We start from the raw sequence: 21,704 nt of genomic DNA, 5'->3' as shown, positions 1-21,704 counted from the left end.
CACGATGAATTACGAGACTTGTTCATAAAGAGGAACCAACTGTTCAATCGCTTCCTTCACATCGTCGGCTCCGCCGGCAATGACTCGATTTAACTTGTTCAGTTCTCTAGCCAAGTCCTCCCGGCTGATCACTTCCGGCTTCCCAATATAAATCCGCTCATGGTGCGTCTTTGTCGCGCCCTCTTCGGCCGTGAGCAGCTCCTCGAACAGCTTCTCGCCTTCCCGGATCCCCGTGAAGTGAATCGGAATATCGATATAAGGCTCGTAGCCTGACAGGCGAATGAGATCCTCAGCCAGCTTAAGAATCTGAACCGGCTCGCCCATATCAAGGATAAAAATCTCCCCGCCTTGAGAGATGGCGCCGGCCTGGATGACAAGCTGCACAGCTTCGGGGATCGTCATGAAGTAGCGGACCATCTGCGGGTCGGTGACGGTGACGGGACCGCCGCGGGCGATCTGGGCCTTGAAGGCCGGGATGACGCTGCCTCGGCTGCCGAGGACGTTGCCAAAACGAACGGACGCATACTTGGTACGGGATGACGCATTAAGGCTCTGCACATACATCTCTGCGATGCGCTTGGTTGCCCCCATGACGCTGGTTGGGTTAACTGCCTTGTCGGAGGAGACGAGAACGAAGCGCTCCGTTCCGAACTTGTCTGCGCAATCTGCAACATTCTGCGTGCCGAACACGTTATTTTTGACGGCTTCCGCCGGGTTTTTCTCCATTAGGGGGACATGCTTGTGCGCTGCCGCATGGAAGACGACTTGCGGACGATAGGCGTCGAATACTTCCTCCATCCGCCTGCGATCCTGGATATCCGCGATGATTGGCTCGAACAGCATGCCGGGGAACTTGTGTTTCAATTCCATCTCGATGGTGTAAATACTATTCTCGCCGTGTCCGAGGAGCAGGAGCTTGTCCGGCGCGAAGGACGCGACTTGACGGCACAGCTCGGAACCGATGGATCCGCCTGCGCCTGTGATCAGGACGACCTTGTTATGTACATAATCCGCGATGCCCTGCAGATCCGTATGCACCGGATCCCGGCCAAGCAGATCTTCGACGTCGACGTTGCGGATGGCACTGACCGAGATTCTACCTTTGATCAGATCGTTAATGCCGGGAATGATCTTGATCTTAACGCCGCAAGCCATGCAGAGATTAATGATCTCCGATACTTGGGATCGAGGTACGGAAGGCAAGGCAATAATAATTTCTTTAACCTTAAATACTTCTACCAACGTTGGCAGATCCGTACGGCCTCCAAGTACAGGCAAGCCGTGCATGGTAAGGTTATGCTTATTTTGCGCGTCATCTATAAAACCGACTAGCTTGTGATCGTCCATCGACTGGCCTTTGAATTCGCGGGCGACAAGAGAGCCGCAATCACCGGCACCATAGATCAGAGTTGGAATGCGCTGATCGACGCCTTTCCCCTGACGAAGACGGATGACTCGCCAGATCACGCGTATGCCGCCGACGAGGAGCAGGCTGGTCTCCAGCGTGCGTACGGCGATGGACAACGGTACTCGAAAATCCGAAACAATAGTCGTAGCGAGAAAAGAGAGGCCCCATCCGATCGTAACGGCGACGCACATCGAGAACATCTCGGAGACGCTGGCATACTGCCACATCTTGCGATACATGCCGAAGTAAGCCATGCTCAGTCCGCACAAAACGGAGGAAATGGCGCAGTACAAGAACATCTGGTTCGTGTATTGTTCAGGCGCAGGGCCTTCGAAACGAAAGAAATAGGCGCTGCAGATACTGAACCAAATGATGACCAAATCTACGAGAAACAAGATTGCCATCTTCTTCTTGACTGCCATTTTACGAAAGCCTCCGCCTTGATCGTTATTTATTTTCCCCGTAGTAATAATAGTAGTACCCTTCGCTCTTCTTGCGCTTGATGTTGTTCAGCACGACGCCGAGTATACGAGCACCGACCTTCTCCAGGTTAGCCTTCGCCTTGATCGCGATATCCCGCTTCACCTTGCCCTGATCGAGCACCAGCACGTATCCGTCGCATTTGGTCGCAAGCACCTGTGCATCCGTGACGGCCAACAGCGGAGGCGTATCTATTAAAATGACGTCGAATTGCCCCCTCAACTGATCGATCAAAGCGCTCATGCGCTTGGAAGCGAGCATCTCCGCAGGGTTGGGCGGAATGGGGCCGGAAGAGATGACGGACAGATTCGGGATATCCGTCGCCTGAATCACATCGTCAACCTCAGACTGCTGGGACAGTACCGAGGACAGTCCTTTCCGATTCGAAAGGTTAAAGGTGTGATGCTCGGTCGGCTTGCGGAGATCCGCGTCGATCAAAAGCGTCCGTCGTTCGGACTGTGCGTAAGTAATCGCCAGATTCCCGATTGTCGTGGACTTCCCTTCACCAGGCCCCGCCGAAGTCACGGCAATGACCTGCATTCGCTCGTCTACGGAAGAAAAATCGATGCTCGTGCGGAGCGAGCGGTAGGATTCCGATACCGGAGACTTCGCGTTCGTCAATGTAATAAGCGGTCGCTTGCTGCTACTTGCCTGCTGAGACATGATTCAATTCTCCCGCGCTTTTGACTTGAGTTGATCTTCCTGGTGCACCGGCTTGATGTTCGTCGAAGTTCACTCTGGAGATGGAGGCGAGAACCGGCAGCTCCAGGTATTTCTCGACGTCCGACTCGGTCTTGATGCTGTCATCCATGTATTCCAACAGAAACGCGACGCCGACAGAGAGCATAAGCGACACAATAAAAGCGATCGCGATATTGAGCGGTATATTGGGCGAAATCGGTCCGGGGAGTTGAGCGGGCTCTAGCTTGGCATTGTTGAGGATGGATACGTTCTCTACGTTAAAAATATTCGGGATCTCTTGACGAAAAATCTCGGACACGGCGTTGGCGATCTCGGCTGCCTTTCGATAAGAGAGATCCGTAACGCCAACCGTCATCACCTGCGTATTGTTCACCGAGCTGACTTTGATCTTCTCGGCCAACTGCTCGGAAGTCAACTGAAGCTGTGGATATTTCTGGACGACCTTGTCGAGGATCGCGGGCGTCTTGATAATTTCTTTATAGGTCTCGATCATGCGGATATTCGTATTTACGGCATCGCTATTCAGTTGTGGTTGATTGGCAATCGCCTGCGTCGAGGTCTGATTGACGATTATCTTGGTGGAAGCTTGATAGATTGGATCTTTCACATAAATGCTATATAGACCTGCGGCGACTGTCACGATCAGGACGACCCCGACAATCCACCATAGCCGCTTCCGAACAATCCGGAAGTAGTCTCTCAGGTCCAATTCATTAGTCACACGAATTCCCTCCAAATGTATGAGTCCCAAGCTGCCATCACGATCAAAATGCCATAATTCGCCAACAACACCCGGTCATAGACAACATCCTCCCCTCGAAACCAAGAGAGGAGGATGCGTCTATTCGTCATGCAGCGTAGCTAAAGCGGGTGAAACTATTAAGCTTGCGGCTTGAAGTTAATTGCGCGATAGATGATAACGGCAGCTTCGGCACGCGTCGCGTTAGTGTTCGGCAGGAACTTGCCGTTAGCGCCGATGATGATGTCGCTGGCAGCAGCCCATGCTACGCTCGAGCGGAACGCGGATCCGATCTTGCTCGAATCCTTGAATACCGACAGTGCCGCTTCGACATTGTCGATGTCCTTCAGATCTTGCGTGACCTTAAGCGCACGTGCGATCATCGTAGCCATCTCGGCACGGGTGATCGTCGCATTAGGCGCGAACGTCGACGCCGTCTTGCCGTTGATGATACCCTTCTCGGCAGCTACCGCGATGTACGGAGCAGCCCAGTGGGATGCAGGCACGTCGGAGAACTTCGAGGAAGTCGCCAGCGTGTTGTCCAGGTTGAGTGCTGTAATCAGAATCTTGGCGAACTCGGCACGGGTGATCTTGTCTTGCGGAGCGAAGATGCCGGCAGATTTGCCTTCGATAGCTCCCTTGGCCGCTACGACTTGGATCTGACGACCCGCCCAACCTTCGACTCTAGCAATATCGTTGAAGGTAACCTTGTTCTCGATAACGACATACTTGGACAGCTTGTAACGGTCCTCAAGGATGTAGTCGCCATCTACGTTGCCGCCTTGGATCGACACGGAGCCGTCGTCTTCGTAACGAGCTACGGAGAGCAGTTCCTTGTCGACGCCGGTCAGGTTCTTGAGCGGCAGGCGAAGCTTGATCGGCTTGTTGAACTCGTGAACAGCCTTGCCGCCGACTTCGAGGTCGACGTTGTAAACGTCGGATACGACGGACTTGCCGTAAACGCTCGACGAAGCGGATGTTGCGTCTGCTGCTTCAACCGTAACGCCCAGCGTAACGGCGTCAGTGAAGGTGCCGGTAGGCAGCGTAGCGCTCATCGGGCCAACCTTGATGGCAACGCCGTCAGCCTTGATGTCGGAAGCCAGCGTCCACAGCTCCTTCGGAAGCGAGACGGAAGCGCCGGATTGCGTGATTGCGCCCAGGTCAAGCGTAATCGCGCCAACCTTCAGGCCGTCCGCGGAACCCGCTGCGTCAGCCAGCGCTTTCTTGGCGTCGCCGACAGCCGTAACGAGCTTGGTCACGTCCGCTGCGGACAAGGACACCGTTGCCTTGCCGTTCACCGTTGAGACGAGCTTGGAAGCATCGATCGATACCAGCTTCTCGATAGCCGCGTTGGCTTTGGAGACGGCTTGATCGATCAGCTTCTGCTTCTCGTCGCCCGTAGCGGCGGCGATCTGCGACTTCAGCGCGGCCAGGTCGTTCACCAGAGCGGCAACGGATGCCTCGACGGTTGGCGTCGGGGTGCCGGGGTTCGTGTTAGGCGTATAGCCGACAATGCCTGCAGCCTGTTGGTAAGCGAGATACAGCTCGACGGCAGCCTTGTCAAAGTTGGATTCACCAACGGCGTGACGGAAGTTCAGGAAGACTTGCTTAAAGTCGCTGCCAAGGATCCCCTTGTCGTTGAGCACAGCGCGAATCTTGGAATTGTTCGTTCCATTCAGAATCGCCGAGAAAATCTCATCGATGAAAGCATTGCGAGCAGCTACATCAGTAGCGAGCGTCGCTAGCTCGGACGGCGTCTTGCTGTTCAGTTTGTTGTTGACTACGGCTTGGAGGCCGGTAGTGGGATCAAACAAGAACGTGCTAAGATCGTTCAACGTGATATCCGTGGAAATATTGCGAAGCGCATCCCGGATGCCTTCGTCTTCACGAAGCGCTTCAAGGGCATAAGTATCTTGGTCGAGCGCGAACTTCGCGATTCCGGCAAAGAGCTTGTCCACATTTTTACGATCGTCTTCTGATCCCAAGTTCAGCTTGCCTACTACCGGCTCCGTAATCTGGTATACCGAGTAAACGGTGCTGGGTACGGAAGGCTGACCATAAACGGAGTATGTAATGCTTGCAACACTGCTGTTGCCCAGGTTAACTTCGATGTTGTCGGCTACGTGCGGCGCATAAACGGCACCAGCAATGCTTTGTTTGACTGCGTTTGCCCAAGTTACGACCTGTGGAATAGGAAATTGAGCGCTTTCTGCATAAGCTACGCTAAATCCCAGCTTCTCAGCGATTCCCTTGTCGCTGAGCGGCAGTCCCGCCAGTGCGGTGAACGTCAGGCTGGCCGCGATCGTGCCGGCGATTACCTTCTTCTTCAATACCAATAATCTCACCTCTACCATTTTTTTGTTTTAGCAGTGTTAATATTTACTTGCCTTAACAAGTATTCTAACGAATACTTAGCGGCCAGGTCAACTTTTCCTGAGAATTTTTGCGAACTTCATCCATAATCTCTCATTTCGAGCAATCGGAGGATGCGGCGACATGTCACCATTATACAGCACGGATTCCGCATTTTTTCTAAAAAAAAGCTCAAAATTAACGCCCAACAAACGGTTTATTTTGCAATAACTCTCTTGGAGTAAAAATCCCCGCTTGGTCACATGGTGCGCGTCGGAAGATACGAGATGAATAAGGCCTTCCCTGCATAGCTGCCAGGATGCTTGCTCGATTCGCTTGCCGAAGGCGCCCAGCAGCGAATGCGTCGTCACCTGACCGTATGCGCCAGCCGCTACAAGCTCGGCAAGTCGTTCGGGATGGCTGACAATCTCAGCATTGCGCTCGGGGTGCGCGATGATCGGCGATAGATTCAACAGCTTGAGCTCGTGCAGCAGTTCGGATAGACCGCGCGGAATTCTGGAGGTGGGCAGCTCGATTAAAATATACCGCGTACCGGCCAAAGTAAGCAGGTCCCCTCTCGCCCAGGCGTCCAGCAGGTCGTCGTGCACCCGGATTTCCTGTCCCGCCCGTACCGTCAGCCCGATTCCCTCGGCCATCAGTCGCTCGTTCATCGCCTCCACTGCCGCTACGATGTTCGGTCCTAAGTTGTCATACTCGCCATTGGCATGATGCGGGGTCGCGATAATTGTCTCGATGCCTTCGGCTGCCGCCGCGCGCGCCAATGCCAAAGCATCCTCCCAGTCCTGCGCACCGTCGTCGAGACCAGGCAAGATATGGGAATGTATATCTATCATCAACCTGTACCCACTTTCGACAAAAATGTAACAGGGGCGCTATGGCGCCCCCGACTATTTTACAACAATTCGACATACTCCAGAAACCGCTTGACGATAATCGCCGCTTGCGCGCGCGTCGCATTATCCTTCGGCTTCAGCTCTGTCGTCGTCACGCCCTTGATGAGCCCCGTCTTAACGGCTGCCACGACGGCATCCTTCGCCCAGCTGCTCACCTTGGTGCGGTCCTTGTAAGCGTTGATCTCCGTACCGGTAACGGTCGGCATGACGCCTGCATACGACATCGCCCGCAGCATCATCGTCGCCATTTCCTCGCGCGTAATCGTGGCGTTCGGCCGGAACTTTCCGTCCGTACCGCCTTGCACGATACTCGCCTTCACCGCAGCGCCGATATAAGCAGCCGAGGTGCCGCCGCTGCCTACGTCGGAGAAGCGCGCTGCGGATGCAGAACTGCCGTTCAGCCCCAAACCTCGCACGATAAATTCTGCAAACTCCGCGCGCGTAATCTTGCGCTCAGGCGCAAAGGCGGAATTACTGCTCCCTTTGACAATAAACTTGGAGGCCAGCGCAGCCACGTCCACGCCCGCCCAATGCTTGGTCATATCGCTGAACAGCGTGACCGGCTTCGCCACTACCGCATAGAGACTGTTGCTCTTGCGCATAAAATCCACGCGCAGCGTCGAACCGCTGACAACGGCTTTGGTCGGGACGTAGACGATCTCGCCGGAATCGCCGTCGAGTCGCACGACCGCCGCATCGGAAGCGGATGTGCCCGAGGAAGGCAGCAAGAAGGTCCTTGTCACGTAGGTGCTGTATTCGTCGATCGCGCGTTCGCCTCCGCCCACTTCGATCGCAGCCGTGAAGTCGGCTGTCGCCGATTGCGACTGAATGCCTTTGGCATTCAACGCCGAAGCCAGCGTCGTGTTGGAGAGCTTCTCGATCTTAAGCACTAGATAAGCGCTGGTCATATCGCCGCCGCTGGTCTGCACTTCTTTGCTGTAATTGATCGCCTTGAGCGGCAGACTGAAGAGCAGATCGCCGTAGTCCAGCCGGAAGACCGCGGATGAATTCTGCGTGACCGCGCCGGCGAGCGCCATCACCGGAATGGCCACGATCGCGCCCGCTTCGCTCTGCGGAACGCTGAACGAGAGCTGCGGCACGGACACCGTGCCTGCATTAAGCGACGTGGATAGCGCCGAGTATGCCATCGTCACCTTGTCCCGGTCCAAGTTGTAACGAACTGCCGTCTTGCCCGACGATGTCTGGCTCGCTGCCTTGGAGGCGGTCGACTGATTGAGCAGCAGTCCCCCCGCTCCATCCAACGTCAAGTAATCTGGCAATCCCGCGACAGCTGAAGTGCCATTCGTAACCGCCCTATCGCTGAATGCCGCTACGATTTGACCGGATGCGTCTTTCAACGCGTTGCCTCCGGTCGAATAGCTGACAATGACCGCTTTGCCTGCAGCTACCGGCGCCGTCAACGTCAGAATAACTTGAGAGCCGCTAACGCCGACATTGCCGATACCGTACAACCCGCCGTCAGCATTCTTGACGGTGTATTGCGCGACATAAGGAACCGTAGACGGATTCAAGGCGCCGGAATACTGAATCGTGAGCGCGGTCCCGTTTACCGTAATACTCGTTACTGTGGCTGTAGCTGCAGAGCCCGCCGTAATCGAATACCCCGTAAACAACGAAGCTGCGTTCCCCGCAAGGTCCTTGATCGGCGTAGAACCCGGAATGTAAGTAACGGTCACAGTCTGATTGGTCATCACGGTGGAGGCCAGCGTCAGCGTCACGGTATTATTGTTTACGGATACGCCGGTTATCTCGGCGGCCGAACCGCCGACGAGAACAGAGTAGCTGGACTTGGGCGGCACGGAAGAAGCGAGAAGTCCCTCATTATAGGAAAGCACGACTGAAGTCCCAGCCACGGTGGCGCCCGTGAGCGAAGGCGGCGTCGTATCGTTCGTATTTTGCACATAGAAATCGCTGAACGCAGCCGCCTCGTTGCCCGACAAATCGGTGAGCTTGAAGCTGCCTGGCGTATAGCTGACAGACACCGACTGGCTTCCTGCGATAGAGCTGTACAGACCGAACGTGACGTTCGCGCCGCTCGAAGAGATCGATGCGATGCTCTGCGCCGTTCCGTTCACTTTGAGCGTAAACTGACTCGCCGCCGATGAGGATACGGTCGCCAGCGTCTTGTTGAACGTCAATGTCACGCTGCTGCCGGAGACCACGCCGCTTGACGGACGCGGCTGGGTCGTATCGGCCGTGTTCGCGACATTTGTCGAATTAAACGCCGGTGCGGCATTGCCGGACAAGTCCTTAAGCGTAACAGCCCCGAGCGTATAGGACACCTTGACGGTCTGCCCTACTGTCACGCCCGATTGTAGGGTCAGGCGCACCTGTGTCCCTTTGACCGAGATGGCATTGACTTGCCGCGGTACGTCGTTCACGGTCACATAATAGTTGGAGGCGTACGGAATTGAATTCTCGTCCAACGCTTCATTGTAAGTCAGGAGCACGATCGCCGCGCTGTCCATCGTCGCACTCGACAGGCTTGGCGCCGTCGTGTCCGTGCCGAGCGTCTGGAACGTCCAGCGGTAATCGTTGAGAATGCCGGGATACGCATTGCCGGCCAGGTCGGTGATCGCGTTCGCGGGGACATTCACGATATAACGGGATGCCGCGGAAAAATTGGCGCTTGGCGTCAATGTCACGATGCGAGGATCGGAGCCGTCGACCGCGAGCGAGAGAGAAATCCGGACGCTGGCATCGGTGGCCAATATCGCGCTGGCGGTCACGCCGCCCGAAGCGATCCGCACCGGTTCGCTGAAGGTCATGCGGAGAACGGCATTCGGGCGCACGCTATTGAGCAGCGGTGCCGGGTCCGTGGACACCAGCTCAGGCGGCGTATTGTCCGATGCCACGCGGAAACGCCAGGTCGTCAGGTCCGAGGTTCCGATGCCGGCGTAATAGTTGCCCGAGGGGTCCGCGAATGCCATCGTGCCGATCTGCACGGCATACGAGGTGTTCGGGGACAGCGAGGCGCAAGGCTTGATCGAGATCGTCGCGGTGCCGCCGCCCGTGATCGCAGTCGATGTAACCGGAATCGAGCAAAAGACAGCGTTGGTGTCGGCGTTGCGGATCACAACGTTGCCGGAACCGGGCACGACAGGCTCGCTGAATTGGATGGTGAGCGATCCGGTGATATCTGTCGTAGAACCGCCGGCGGCAGGCGTCAGCGTTGCGACCGTAGGACGCGTCGTGTCCGCGGAAGCCATGGTCGAGAAATACCAGCCGGAAGGATCTACGATGCCTTCATAGGAAGCCCCGCCGGTCGTCACCAAAGCGCCGGGATCGATCAATACATAATAAGAAGTATTGCGCGCGAGCGAGACGGACATCGGTACGTTCACCGTGGCGCCATTGATCGAGATTCTTCCCGCGTTTGCGGCGATCGTTTCAACCGTCTCGTTGTTCGATACCTTTTTCACCGTAATATTCCCTGTCGTGCCTGTCCTCATTCCCGTCTGGAATTGAAGCGACAACGTAATCGGCGAATCGCCGTTCACGCCGGAGGCGCCGCGAAGCGGGTTCGCAAACTGCGGCGCTGCTACATCCGAAGCCGTGGTGGCGAACGACCATATGTAGGGACCGGAAATGCCGGCATACTTGTTGCCGACAGCATCGACGAAAGCCCCATTGTCGACGAGTACGTCATACTGCGTGCTCGCGGCCAATCGCGTCGGCGGCTGAATGCGAATCACGTTCGTGCCCGAGCCGGTCACGGCCGAAGACAGCACAGAGATGACCTGCGCGTCCTGCGTGTCGCGGCGAACGATCTGAATGCTGCCGGATGCCGCTTGGACCGCTTCGTTAAACGTGAGGGTCAGCGCGCCGGTCGCCCCTATGGTACCGTTCTGCTGTGGCACATAAGCACTGACTGCAGGCGGCGTAGTATCCGCGGCTATAACATGGAAGTTCCATGCCGTTGCATCCGTGATGCCGCTGAAATAGCCGCTCGCTCCGGTAAAAGCGCCCGGCGTAATTTGGACATAGTAATCCAGTCCGGCGACGAGCGTACCGGCATTCGGCAAAATGTTCAACCGGTTATTCGGGCTAATCTGCACGCGTGAAGTGTCGGAAGCTACGTCGAAGCTGGCCACCGTATTGTTGGACGCCACTTCCTTAATAAGAATGGAACCGGCGGAGCCCCGATAGATCGGCTCATCGAACGTCACGGAGAGCTGCGCGTTGGCAGGTACGACCGGACTGTTGTCCGCTGGCTGAAGAGCGACGATGGCTGGACCGCCGCTGGCTGCAAATGCGCCCCCGATCGGGCTGAACGTCTGGGCCAGGAGCGTAAGCAATAAAAGTACGGGTACGAAACGAAGACGCTGCAATTGCGATTCCTCCAGATCCTAAAGGCATACTGTACTGTATATGTCGGCTCCTGGAAGGTGGAAATTAAGGCTATACGCAAAAACCGCCTTTACGGATTTTCGTCCGTAGAGGCGGCTGCATGTGGTGATCGATCGTATGAATGAATTAAGCCCAAGCGCCGGACTTCAACAGCTCAACCTTGTCGGTACGCTCCCAAGGCACGTCGATGTCGGTGCGGCCGAAGTGGCCGTAAGCAGCGGTTTGCTTGTAAATCGGACGGCGCAGGTCGAGCATCTTGATGATGCCGGCCGGACGCAGGTCGAAGTTGGAACGAATCAGCTCGACGAGCTTGTCCTCGGCGATCTTGCCGGTGCCGTAGGTGTCGACGTTGATGGAGACCGGGTTCGCAACACCGATGGCGTAGGCAAGCTGGATCTCGCACTTGTCGGCCAGGCCGGCAGCGACGATGTTCTTCGCAACGTAGCGCGCTGCATAAGCTGCGGAGCGATCGACCTTCGTCGGATCCTTGCCGGAGAATGCGCCGCCGCCGTGGCGCGCGTATCCGCCGTAGGTGTCGACGATGATCTTGCGTCCGGTGAGGCCTGCATCGCCTTGCGGTCCGCCGATAACGAAGCGGCCCGTCGGGTTGATGAAGAACTTGGTCTCGCCGTCGAGCCATTCTTCAGGCACGACTGGCAGGATGACATGCTTCTTGATATCCGCTTGGATCTGCTCGAGCGAAGTCTCTTCGGCATGCTGGGTCGAAATAACGATCGTGTCTACGCGAACGGGCTTGCCGTCGACATACTCGATCGTGACTTGCGTCTTGCCGTCCGGGCGAAGATAAGCAAGCGTCTCGTTCTTGCGCACTTCCGACAAACGACGCGACAGGCGGTGCGCCAGCGCGATCGGCAGCGGCATGAGCTCAGGCGTCTCATTGGTCGCGAAGCCGAACATGAGGCCCTGGTCGCCGGCGCCGATGTCGGCGTTCTCGACGAGTACGTCCTTGCCGTCGCGGCTCTCGATTGCTGCGTTAACGCCTTGCGCGATGTCGGCAGACTGCTCGTTGAGCGACGTCAGGACAGCGCAAGTCGTGGAGTCAAAGCCGTATTTAGCGCGGGTGTAGCCGATCTCGCGAATCGTCTTGCGGGCGATCGACGAAATGTCAATGAAGTCCGCGGAGCTGGAGATCTCGCCGATAACGAGTACGAGACCCGTAGCGACGGATACTTCGCAAGCGACGCGCGCGTATGGATCAGCCGCAAGGAATGCGTCAAGCACCGCGTCTGAGATTTGATCGCAAATTTTGTCCGGATGGCCTTCCGTGACCGATTCGGACGTGAAGAGATGCCGGCCCTTAATCGTCGACAATATCTTCAACCTCCCCTACACAAAAAATGAACCTTTTCCGGTAGGAAAAGGTTGTTGGACAGACCTTCTGAATAATGATACCGGAATTGTCGAGGGGTGTCAATGTGCGGAAAATACGATCGGGCTTTTTGTCAACTGGTTATTATCCAGCAGTTAAATGAGCGATTGCTGCGCTTGCTGGATCAGCCTTTTCGTGATGCCGCCACCCACCGCGCCCGCTTCTCGCGAAGTCAGGTTGCCCAAATACTGCGAACCGCCGCCACCGGCCGAGAACGCGCCCAGCTCACCCGCAAACTCCGTATCCCCTGCACCTGCCGCACCGCCGTATTGACCGAAATCGACGCCCAGCTCCGATGCGATCTCGTACTTCATTGCGTCCAGTGCCTTTGCGCTCTCCGGCACCAACTTGCGATTGCGTCTGTTTGCCATTTCGCCATGCACCTCCGTTGAATTTGACAGACCTAGTATGACCAGGTCCGCTTCGCCGGAGGCGTATGAGTTTATGGGTGCGGGGGAAAATAAAGGCTATCTCACTTGTTCAAGCTTATTTGTGCGACTTTTTATAATCCATCTGCTCAAAAGAAAAGTGAGAGGGGTAGTGATTATAATCGAAATTAATAATGCAATGCGCTCATGAATCATTAAATGATGGACAAAAATGTATAACAGCAACGTATTCAGTCCATATTGAACGACGTATATGAGCGGAAATTTAATAAAAGATTTCCAAGAGAGCTTTTCTTTGAACACTAATAGCGAGTTCAAGAAATAAGAGATAATAATGCCTAACCCATAGGATATAGAATAGGCTGCGATATAAGGAAGGTAGTGCAGGAAACCTAAATAAACAAAATAAGTAGTAAATGTATTTATAAGACCCACTAATACGAATTTAATAATCTCAGTCAAATACTTCATCGATAATATACGCCGGACGCTGCCTGCTTTCATCCAATATTCTCCATAAATACTCTCCTATTATCCCCAACATCATCATTATGATTCCCAACAAAAACGTAATTACGGCTACAATTGACGTCCATCCCTGGATGCCTACGTTTCCGACAAATGCATTTACAATAGCAAAAATGCCATAAAGGAAACTGATGACAGCCGTGATAAAACCAATGGAGGACATAAATCTGATTGGCGCATACGAAAAACTGACAAACGAGTCGATGAACAGCTTCACTTTCTTCGACAAGGTCCATCGGGACTTTCCAAATTTTCTTTCCTGACGGACATAAGGAATAATACTACGATCATGACCGAGCCAATAAATAAGGCTCATGATATTCGTGTTTTTTTCTTTAATATTGTTAATCTCCTGAACTACTTGCTTATCGATTAGCACAAAATCGAAACCGCCTGCGGGATATCCCTTTAAAGCATACTTTTCCATCAGAAAATAATAAGTATTCGAGAACATTTTCTGCGAAAACGATTCGTCACGGTCCGATCTTGAAGCAAGCACTACTTTATGACCGCTTCTCCAACGTTCAATCATATCAACAAAAAGTTCCGGCGGATCTTGAAGATCCGCCGAGATAATGCCCACGCAATCCCCTCTTGCCAAACCTAAACCTGCCTGAATTGCTGACATCGAACCAAAGTTTTTACTCAGCTTGATGACTTTAATTCTTTGATCTTTTTCCCTCTCGCTTAGCAGTAATGCTAGCGATCGATCTTTGGAGCCATCATCTACAAATATAAACTCCAGTTCAAATTCAGGCAGCGATTCCTGAAGCCGTTTAAGCCGGGGAACCGTATGTTCAATATTTAATTCGTTAAAATAAATAGGAACGACGATGGAGAACTTAAGCTTAGTATTCATTTATTGCCTTCACCACTGCTTCCGCTTGAGTCAATTCCATAACTGGACTGATAGGCAAACTTAGCACTTCTCTGTGTATACGTTCAGAGATTGGATAAGAGTGATCCTTCCATTCTAGGTACGCCTCTTGTTTGTGTGGTGGAATAGGGTAATGAATCAATGTTTGTATATGGCGCTCGAGTAAATGTTCGCTCAGGTGCTGCCTATCGGGGCAACGCACGACAAATAAATGCCATACATGTTGCAATTCATCTAGTGGTAAATCCGGAAGAGTAATCTTTGGATTTTGAATGTGCTGCAAATAAAAATTCGCTATTTCTCTTCTTCTCTGATTCCCCTCTTCCAAATACTTTAATTTTACCCGTAGAACCGCAGCCTGGATCTCATCCAGACGACTATTAAACCCTTTTTCTACATTTTCGTATTTTTTCAACGAGCCGTAATTACGAAGCGCTCGGAGGCGAATTGCCAAATCTCCATCGTCCGTCGTTACGGCCCCCGCATCGCCGAGAGCACCGAGATTTTTGCCAGGGTAAAAACTGAATCCGGCTGCATCTCCTAGACTTCCAGCTCGCTTTTGATTGTATTGAACACCATGAGATTGAGCGCAATCTTCGATAATTTTCAAACGATTCCGCTTTGCTATTTCTCGGATTGGATCTATTTCGCACACCCGACCATAAAGATGAACGATTAGAATAGCCTTTGTTTTATTCGTTATTTTGTTTTGAATTTCTTCTGGATCTATATTATATGTACGCAAATCCGGCTCAACCAGGACAGGCGTCGCCCCCACCATTGAAATCGCCAGAATCGATGCAATGTACGTGTTCGAGGGGACAATCACTTCATCGCCTTCTTTAATACCGTATCCCTTTAAAATCAGCATTAACGCATCCAGACCGTTGGCAACTCCGATACAATGCTCCGTACCGCAATAAGCTGCAAACTCTCGCTCGAAACTCTCTACTTCTTTACCAAGGACATACCAGCCCGACTGAATAAAGCGATTCATGGCTTCCTTTATTTCTTCTTCTATCTGCAAGTTCATGCTCTTTAAATCGAGAAAGGGAATCATTTGATTTCCACCAACTTTTCATTTTGCATGCCAAACTGAAGTCCACAGTTCTTACATGAGTAGTCCGTTTCCAAACTATTTCCGCAGCAACAAACATACCCTTTCATTCTTGCGGGATTGCCATACCATAGCGTATGGTCCGGAATATTCTTCGTGACGACCGAGCCGGCTCCGATCATGGCATAACGTCCGATCTCGATTCCTGCTACAACAGTCGCATTCGCTCCAAGAGAAGCCCATTCTCTAACCACTGTTTTAGCAAAAGATTCGGGATACTGTTGCGAGCGCGGGCGAAGGTCGTTTGTAAAAGTTACGTTTGGACCAATAAAAACATGATCTTCGATCCGAACGCCGTCCCAAATATATACCCCCGACTTGACGGTCACATGGTTTCCAATTATAACGTCGTTTTCAATAAAAGTTTGATCATTAATATTGCAATCCGAACCGATTTTGGCCATAGGGAGAATGTGGGCAAACGCCCATACTCTCGTATTGTCGCCGATATTCTCGGTTTCTACTAGTGCATTCGGATGCTTGAAATAAGGCAACTTCTCTCACTCCTGTTTAATTACGAGTATACTTCTACGAACTTTTCATATTCTCTTATATAATCCTGCGGGTCGTAATGATGCGAGGCCAATACCAGCAATACGCAACCAGGAGAAAAATCATACATTTCATGCCAATCATTAGGTTCTAACAGAAGCACTTTATTAGGCTTGTCCAATACGATCGTTTCTTGGCGCCGAAGATTATCCAAATCTACTTTGCAGGAACCAGCTACACACACTAGAGCCTGCCTCGTTTTGTAGTGCGCGTGATAGCCCCGCCTTATGCCTTCTTTTGTATCGTAAATATAAAACACTCTTTTGATATCGAATGGAATGGAAGTATGTTCTTCGAGGACCGCCAGTAGCCCCCGCTCATCTCCCCGCTCTATCGTGTATATACACTTGCTGTCTTCGTTGATTTGGTTCATGTCTTAGTCTCCCCGAGATTATCATTAATTCAATTCACAAGTTGCAGACTGCTGAACTCCACAGTCGATTTTGCGGGAGGATCAAATCTTATGGCTGAAAGATTATCAAAAGTTAGTGGTAGCTTGCAATAAATTTTATTGTATCCCTTGTTTAAGGAGATTAGCGTGCTGTTTTCTTCTGTATACTGCCCTTTGCTTTCTGCTAAAAATAATTGAAGATCCCCTTTCTCCTGAGCCGTGATCTCAAATTCGACATACTTAAACTCCGAACTTAAGTAGGCCCTGTCTAGCTGGAAGGAGATTTGAGGGTCAATATCGCCCGACAAAATGCTTAACTTTCCGTTCTGCTCCTCGGACTTTACATCAAAGCTACTCATACTATTTTCTGAATTCCAGTTCATTGTATACACAACCTGGTTGCTCTCAACTGTATTATTTTCATTACGAAAGTACTGAATCTTGCCTACCGACTGATCTTCAGATAAGTGAACAATAATAACATTGTTCTTTAAAGCCACGGAGCCTTTTTGAGGCCACATCGGCATATCCTTGGAAAGTTTAAGCGCAATCTCTGTCTGCTCGCTGCTCGGAAGAAGGTAGTTGTACCCTAAGGAACCCATAAACCGATTCATTCTATAAGGATTACCTTGGTCCCACTCGAAAAGCGAAAAACCCAATACTTCTTGCTTGATTATATTCATGCTCTCTGCTTGCTTATGCTGTCCGATAAAAGCCACAGGCAAGTCTGTCTCATATGAGCCTGTCGTTTCCTCGATTTGATCTCCGATTTGAACAGCAAGCTTAACATCGTCCTGATATCTTAAGTAGTCACTGTAAAATAACTTGGATATTGAAATGGATTGGTAAAACGCAAAGTACAGAGCAACTAAAAGCAAGATCGGTTTAACCCATCCACGTTTGGACAGCAAGATGTAAAATAAGATCCATATTATTGCTACAAACAAAGCGCTAACCAGATCCATTCTGATTAATTGCGCAATACCTAACATGACAGGCATTAAAAAAAGAGTAGATACACACCCGAAAAAGGCAATCAACAAGGCTAGACTTGTTCTCCGCGTGGCTTTATACTTCACCGTTCTCCAAATTAAAACGACGACAATCAGGATAGAAATCATAAATGTCGGAATTAAAATAAGACTTCCATAAATGACTTTTCCGCTGAAATAGAGTAAATAATGATGAACCAGATGCTTAATAATAACTAGCGGCGACTGTCTGTTCCAGTTAAAAAAACCTGAAATGTAGTCAGATGGAGGGATGAATACGCTAATTATTTTATCGATAAGCTTATAGGTAAGCAGACTCGACGAGAACACAATAGCGTATTTTAAAATTAAAGCGGTCAACGTTTTGCTTTCTGCATTCACTTGATTATTGTACATTCGAATTAAATAAAGCAGAGTCACTGCCATAGCTCCGCAAATAATTGCCGGAAGAAAAGCTTGATAGATAGCCGTAGCAAATACAGTACAAATTATAGATAAGTATAAATAAACAGCGTTTTTTTTAAGAATGACCCACTGCGTTAGAAAAAGAGTAGCGAGCGCCGTTACGCTCCATCCGATGCCTAATTCGAAACTCATCATAGAAAAACCTATATTTTGCGCATAAGCAGGAAAAGTAAGAAACAACAAGGAAACGATAATGCCCTTGCGGTCCTGCTTTGTCTCTATTTCCGAGTAATACAGCTTAAAGACAAACGCCCAGAGCAAACTAGAAAAGCCAAGTAAAAAGATAGCAAGATATGTACTGGTCAGCGGATTACTATTCTCAAAATTCAAAAAAAACTTAATAAAGGAAATCCCGAATCTCCCTTGGGATGCCCAAACTATAACACTGCTATGCGGGTCTCTAAACATCGCCATTTCTTCGTCCACGGATAAAGTATATTGCGACAATGGAATCCCATAAGCTAGCACAGAAAAGAAGAAAATCAGAACAAGCGTTATTTTATTATACTTCAAATAAGTTAGAAATGAATAAAATAATTCTTTCAAGTCTTTCAAGTCTTCCATGCCATCTTTAATCATTGGTCTGCCCTCTCTAGCTAACTAGTGATTTTGGTTGCATTTAAAGCTCGTTCATTTTTTCTTTTATTTGTCTCCGCTTCTGCAATGCACCTGTTAGTAGTCGTTTAGAACCTTTCCATGCCCCCAACACAGCCGGGTCTTTTAAAATTAAAAACCCGTTTATTGCCACTTCATAGCATATAAATAAGGGAACTCGCAGCCACCATTTGAATCCCAAATTTTCGTTTTTTATTAGACTCAAATAGCGATTGATATACGAATGTTTTCGAGTTTTCAGACTCATCGAGCTACGGCTGACGCTGGATCGCCACTGTCGGATATGTAGAGCTCTTGCCGATGGGATATAACGAGCCCTCCATCCTAGAAGCTGGGCCCTCCATGCGACATCAACATCCTCCTTATACACGAAAAAATCCTCATCAAAAAACTCTTGTTGAAGTGAGATATGTTTAATCATCGCGCTACGATACATGCCAGCTGCACCCGAAACGCCAAAAACATCCTCCTCATGAATGAAATCTTGCTGAAGACGACCACTACCTCGATCGCTAGCTCGTCTGGCCCAGTTCATGGCAAGCCCAGTCGAATCGACTATATTCGGTTCGTTTGCAAAGCAGAGGCATCCACATGCGCTACCGATATCGGAATCTTTTTCCATAACATTTATAAGTTCGTATATATAATTGCACTCCATAGATACATCAGGGTTTAACACAAGGAAATAATTTGAGTTCAACCCTGCCTGAATTGCCTGATTTTGCGCTGCAGCAAAGCCACGATTGATAGGGTTCTTAATCACATCAGTCGGATAAGGGTGGTTGTTGATAATGGACAATGTATTGTCTACGGAAGCATTGTCTACAATTATAGTTCTAAGATTGCTCCAAGTTTGCCGGCTGATGTGGTCTAGACAATTGCCGATATATTCTGCGCTATTAAAGGTTACAATGCATATGGCGACGGAAGCCGCGTGTTCCGTACCGCCGACAGAAGCACTTTTCATCGTTTACTCAATCTCCTGTAAAAATTCCCTTAACGCCGTTCGCCAATTTTGTAAATCGGAAAATCCATTTTGCCTGATAGCGGCATGATCCAGGATGGCGAAGGGAGGGCGTTTGGCTTGACGCGGAAACTCTTCTGTTGTACACGGCGTCACATGTACTTGGATATTTCTTTCTTCAAAAATCGCCTGCGCAAATTCAAACCAACTGCATTGTCCAGAATTAGAAGCATGGTATATACCATAGTTCTCGGTGCGAATCAATTGAAAAATAAATGCTGCTAAATCTTTCGTATAGGTCGGAGAACCGATTTGGTCGTGGACGACTTTTAGTGTATCATTTTGTTGAGCAAGTTTGAGCATCGTTTTTACAAAATTGCTTCCATATTTCCCAAATACCCAAGAGGTTCGAACAATAAAATAAGAACTGCATAGCGACTGAACGAGAATTTCTCCTGCACGTTTGGATTTCCCGTAAATAGACTGCGGGTTCGTATTGTCATATTCGTTGTATGGAATATCCGTCATCCCGTCAAATACATAATCGGTGCTTATATAGCAGAGTTTTGCACCAATTTCTCTGGCCGCCAAGGCTAAGTTCCGCGTTCCCACCGCGTTAACTTGATAGGCAAGATCCGATTCGGATTCTGCCTTGTCAACCGCTGTATAGGCTCCAGCGTGTATAACAGTAGATGGTTTTAGATCAGCCAACACTTCTCTACAACGCTTTAGATCTGTTACATCCAACTCCGTCCTGCTCTTGCCGACAACCGCAACTTGATCCTCCCGATAGCGCAACAGCTCTTGACCTAATTGACCACTAGCTCCAGTAACTAGCACTATCGGTTTTACTTGAAGCATTATTTATCCTCCCTGTCGCTTGTCATATTGCTTGTCGTAATAGTTCTGATATTCGCCAGTGTGAACCCGTTCCATCCAATCTTGATTAGTCAAATACCAACGGATCGTCTCGCGAATACCTGATTCGTAGTGGAACTTAGGGCTCCAGCCGAGATTGGTGCGAATCTTGGTAGCATCAATGGCATACCGCCGATCATGGCCAAGACGGTCCTGAACGTAGTGGATTAGAGTATCCGGTTTACCTAACTCCTCCAGAATTGTTTTCACGACATGAACATTGGTACGTTCATTATTGCCGCCGATATTGTAGACTTCTCCGCTCACGCCATTACGCAAGACAAGATCAATAGCACTGCAATGGTCGTCCACATAAAGCCAATCCCGTACATTAAGGCCGTCCCCATAAACTGGCAACGCCTTGTCGGCTAGTGCGTTCTGAATCATAAGTGGTATCAGCTTCTCAGGAAATTGATACGGTCCGTAATTATTCGAGCAGCGGGTGATATTCACATTCAGGCCGAATGTCTCGTGGTACGCCCGAACAAGCAGATCGGAGCCAGCCTTGCTTGCCGAATATGGACTATTTGGCGCCAACGGTGTCTGCTCCGTAAATAGTCCGGTATCGCCTAGCGAGCCGTATACCTCGTCAGTCGATACATGCACGAACTTAGCGATTTGATATTGCTTAGCCAAATCAAGCAGAGTTTGCGTCCCCAAAATGTTCGTGCGTACGAATATATCTGGACCGAGAATGCTGCGATCTACGTGGGACTCCGCCGCGAAGTGTACAATGGCGTCTATTCCGTTAGCAAATAAAGGCTCAAGTTTCGCACGATCCGAAATGTCTGCCAGTACGAACCGATAGTTAGGATTGTTCTCTACAGCAGCTAAGTTCTCTAAATTACCTGCGTATGTCAACGAATCTACATTAATAATCTGATCATTTGAATGTTCACGCAAACTGTATTGAACGAAGTTGCTACCGATAAATCCGGCGCCCCCAGTCACGAGTATTTTCATCTTTAAATCTCTCCCTTAGAACGAAAAGTTCAACTCTGCATGAGCCAAAGAAGGATGCTTCATATCTTTGTCGGATAAAATGGGATTCAATGCTGGCCAATCGATACCCAATGCCGGATCGTTCCAAGCAATGCCCCGATCGTGTTCCGGAGAATACAGTTCATCCACCTTATAAAGCACTTCCGTATGCGGTGCAATCGTACAAAAGCCATGAGCAAATCCTTTTGGAACCAGAAGCTGACGTTTATTATCTGCCGATAATATGAACCCCTGCCAATGTCCAAATGTCGGAGACTCTTGACGCAAATCTACGACAACATCATAAATTGCACCTGCCACCACACGGACAAGTTTTGTTTGAGCTTTGGGATCAAGCTGGTAATGCAAGCCGCGAAGAACGCCAGCCTCTGCTGACAATGAATGATTGTCTTGAACAAAAACCATATCTATTCCAAATTCAGCGTAAACCTTGGCATTGTATGTTTCCATAAAGTAGCCTCTGTGATCGCCGAAAACAGAGGGATCGATTAGTTTTACGCCAGGGAGCGTTGCTGCCGTTACCTTCATTTGTCTATCT

The 21,704-nt window shown here is 50.4% G+C and carries 18 protein-coding genes; all 18 read right to left on the bottom strand.

Annotated features, from left to right (window positions below):
* Positions 1–9 precede the first annotated feature (9 nt).
* The gene (locus KB449_RS35635) at positions 10–1,830 is read right to left on the bottom strand and encodes a polysaccharide biosynthesis protein (RefSeq protein WP_282913168.1); all 1,821 of its coding nucleotides are present in this window, start codon (positions 1,828–1,830) and stop codon (positions 10–12) included.
* Positions 1,831–1,855: 25 nt separating this feature from the next.
* Positions 1,856–2,551, bottom strand: a complete 696-nt coding sequence (locus KB449_RS35630; RefSeq protein ID WP_282913167.1) for a CpsD/CapB family tyrosine-protein kinase — start codon at positions 2,549–2,551, stop codon at positions 1,856–1,858.
* The gene (locus KB449_RS35625; RefSeq protein WP_282913166.1) at positions 2,532–3,311 is read right to left on the bottom strand and encodes a YveK family protein; all 780 of its coding nucleotides are present in this window, start codon (positions 3,309–3,311) and stop codon (positions 2,532–2,534) included. Before KB449_RS35625 ends, KB449_RS35630 begins: the two co-directional genes overlap by 20 nt.
* Positions 3,312–3,469: 158 nt before the next feature.
* Complete coding sequence (locus KB449_RS35620; RefSeq protein ID WP_282913165.1) at positions 3,470–5,659, bottom strand: S-layer homology domain-containing protein; 2,190 nt, start codon at positions 5,657–5,659, stop codon at positions 3,470–3,472.
* Positions 5,660–5,752: 93 nt separating this feature from the next.
* A complete protein-coding gene (locus KB449_RS35615) occupies positions 5,753–6,535 on the bottom strand; it encodes a tyrosine-protein phosphatase (RefSeq protein WP_282913164.1) in 783 nt (260 codons plus the stop codon).
* Positions 6,536–6,594: 59 nt separating this feature from the next.
* Positions 6,595–10,947 (bottom strand): Ig-like domain-containing protein, encoded by a 4,353-nt coding sequence (locus KB449_RS35610; RefSeq protein WP_282913163.1) that lies wholly within the window; start codon positions 10,945–10,947, stop codon positions 6,595–6,597.
* A gap of 145 nt (positions 10,948–11,092) precedes the next feature.
* Positions 11,093–12,298: a methionine adenosyltransferase gene (gene metK, locus KB449_RS35605; protein ID WP_282913162.1), complete on the bottom strand. Its 1,206-nt coding sequence runs from the start codon at positions 12,296–12,298 to the stop codon at positions 11,093–11,095.
* Positions 12,299–12,451: 153 nt separating this feature from the next.
* Positions 12,452–12,727, bottom strand: coding sequence for an alpha/beta-type small acid-soluble spore protein (locus KB449_RS35600; protein ID WP_282913161.1), 276 nt, complete (start codon positions 12,725–12,727; stop codon positions 12,452–12,454).
* A gap of 96 nt (positions 12,728–12,823) precedes the next feature.
* Positions 12,824–13,216: a GtrA family protein gene (locus tag KB449_RS35595; protein ID WP_282913282.1), complete on the bottom strand. Its 393-nt coding sequence runs from the start codon at positions 13,214–13,216 to the stop codon at positions 12,824–12,826.
* The gene (locus KB449_RS35590) at positions 13,200–14,132 is read right to left on the bottom strand and encodes a glycosyltransferase family 2 protein (RefSeq protein WP_282913160.1); all 933 of its coding nucleotides are present in this window, start codon (positions 14,130–14,132) and stop codon (positions 13,200–13,202) included. The genes KB449_RS35595 and KB449_RS35590 overlap by 17 nt, the downstream gene beginning before the upstream one ends.
* Entirely contained in the window at positions 14,122–15,210 is a 1,089-nt protein-coding gene (locus KB449_RS35585) for a DegT/DnrJ/EryC1/StrS family aminotransferase (protein WP_282913159.1), read from the bottom strand. Before KB449_RS35585 ends, KB449_RS35590 begins: the two co-directional genes overlap by 11 nt.
* Positions 15,207–15,761: an acyltransferase gene (locus KB449_RS35580; protein WP_282913158.1), complete on the bottom strand. Its 555-nt coding sequence runs from the start codon at positions 15,759–15,761 to the stop codon at positions 15,207–15,209. Before KB449_RS35580 ends, KB449_RS35585 begins: the two co-directional genes overlap by 4 nt.
* 20 nt (positions 15,762–15,781) lie before the next feature.
* A complete protein-coding gene (locus KB449_RS35575) occupies positions 15,782–16,192 on the bottom strand; it encodes a sugar 3,4-ketoisomerase (RefSeq protein ID WP_282913157.1) in 411 nt (136 codons plus the stop codon).
* A 29-nt stretch (positions 16,193–16,221) separates the two neighbouring features.
* Entirely contained in the window at positions 16,222–18,246 is a 2,025-nt protein-coding gene (locus KB449_RS35570) for a glucosyltransferase domain-containing protein (RefSeq protein WP_282913156.1), read from the bottom strand.
* A gap of 40 nt (positions 18,247–18,286) precedes the next feature.
* A complete protein-coding gene (locus KB449_RS35565; RefSeq protein ID WP_282913155.1) occupies positions 18,287–19,249 on the bottom strand; it encodes a glycosyltransferase in 963 nt (320 codons plus the stop codon).
* A 3-nt stretch (positions 19,250–19,252) separates the two neighbouring features.
* The gene (gene rfbD / locus KB449_RS35560; protein ID WP_282913154.1) at positions 19,253–20,107 is read right to left on the bottom strand and encodes a dTDP-4-dehydrorhamnose reductase; all 855 of its coding nucleotides are present in this window, start codon (positions 20,105–20,107) and stop codon (positions 19,253–19,255) included.
* Positions 20,108–20,110: 3 nt separating this feature from the next.
* Positions 20,111–21,127 (bottom strand): dTDP-glucose 4,6-dehydratase, encoded by a 1,017-nt coding sequence (gene rfbB / locus KB449_RS35555; protein ID WP_282913153.1) that lies wholly within the window; start codon positions 21,125–21,127, stop codon positions 20,111–20,113.
* Between the two features lie 15 nt (positions 21,128–21,142).
* Positions 21,143–21,694, bottom strand: a complete 552-nt coding sequence (gene rfbC / locus KB449_RS35550; protein ID WP_282913152.1) for a dTDP-4-dehydrorhamnose 3,5-epimerase — start codon at positions 21,692–21,694, stop codon at positions 21,143–21,145.
* Positions 21,695–21,704: the final 10 nt, after the last annotated feature.

The sequence above is a fragment of the Cohnella hashimotonis genome (assembly GCF_030014955.1).
In the GTDB taxonomy this organism is placed as follows: Bacteria; Bacillota; Bacilli; order Paenibacillales; family Paenibacillaceae; genus Cohnella; species Cohnella hashimotonis.
The sequence above is the reverse complement of the archived record's forward strand: the minus strand, read 5'-3'. Positions and strand labels throughout refer to the sequence as shown.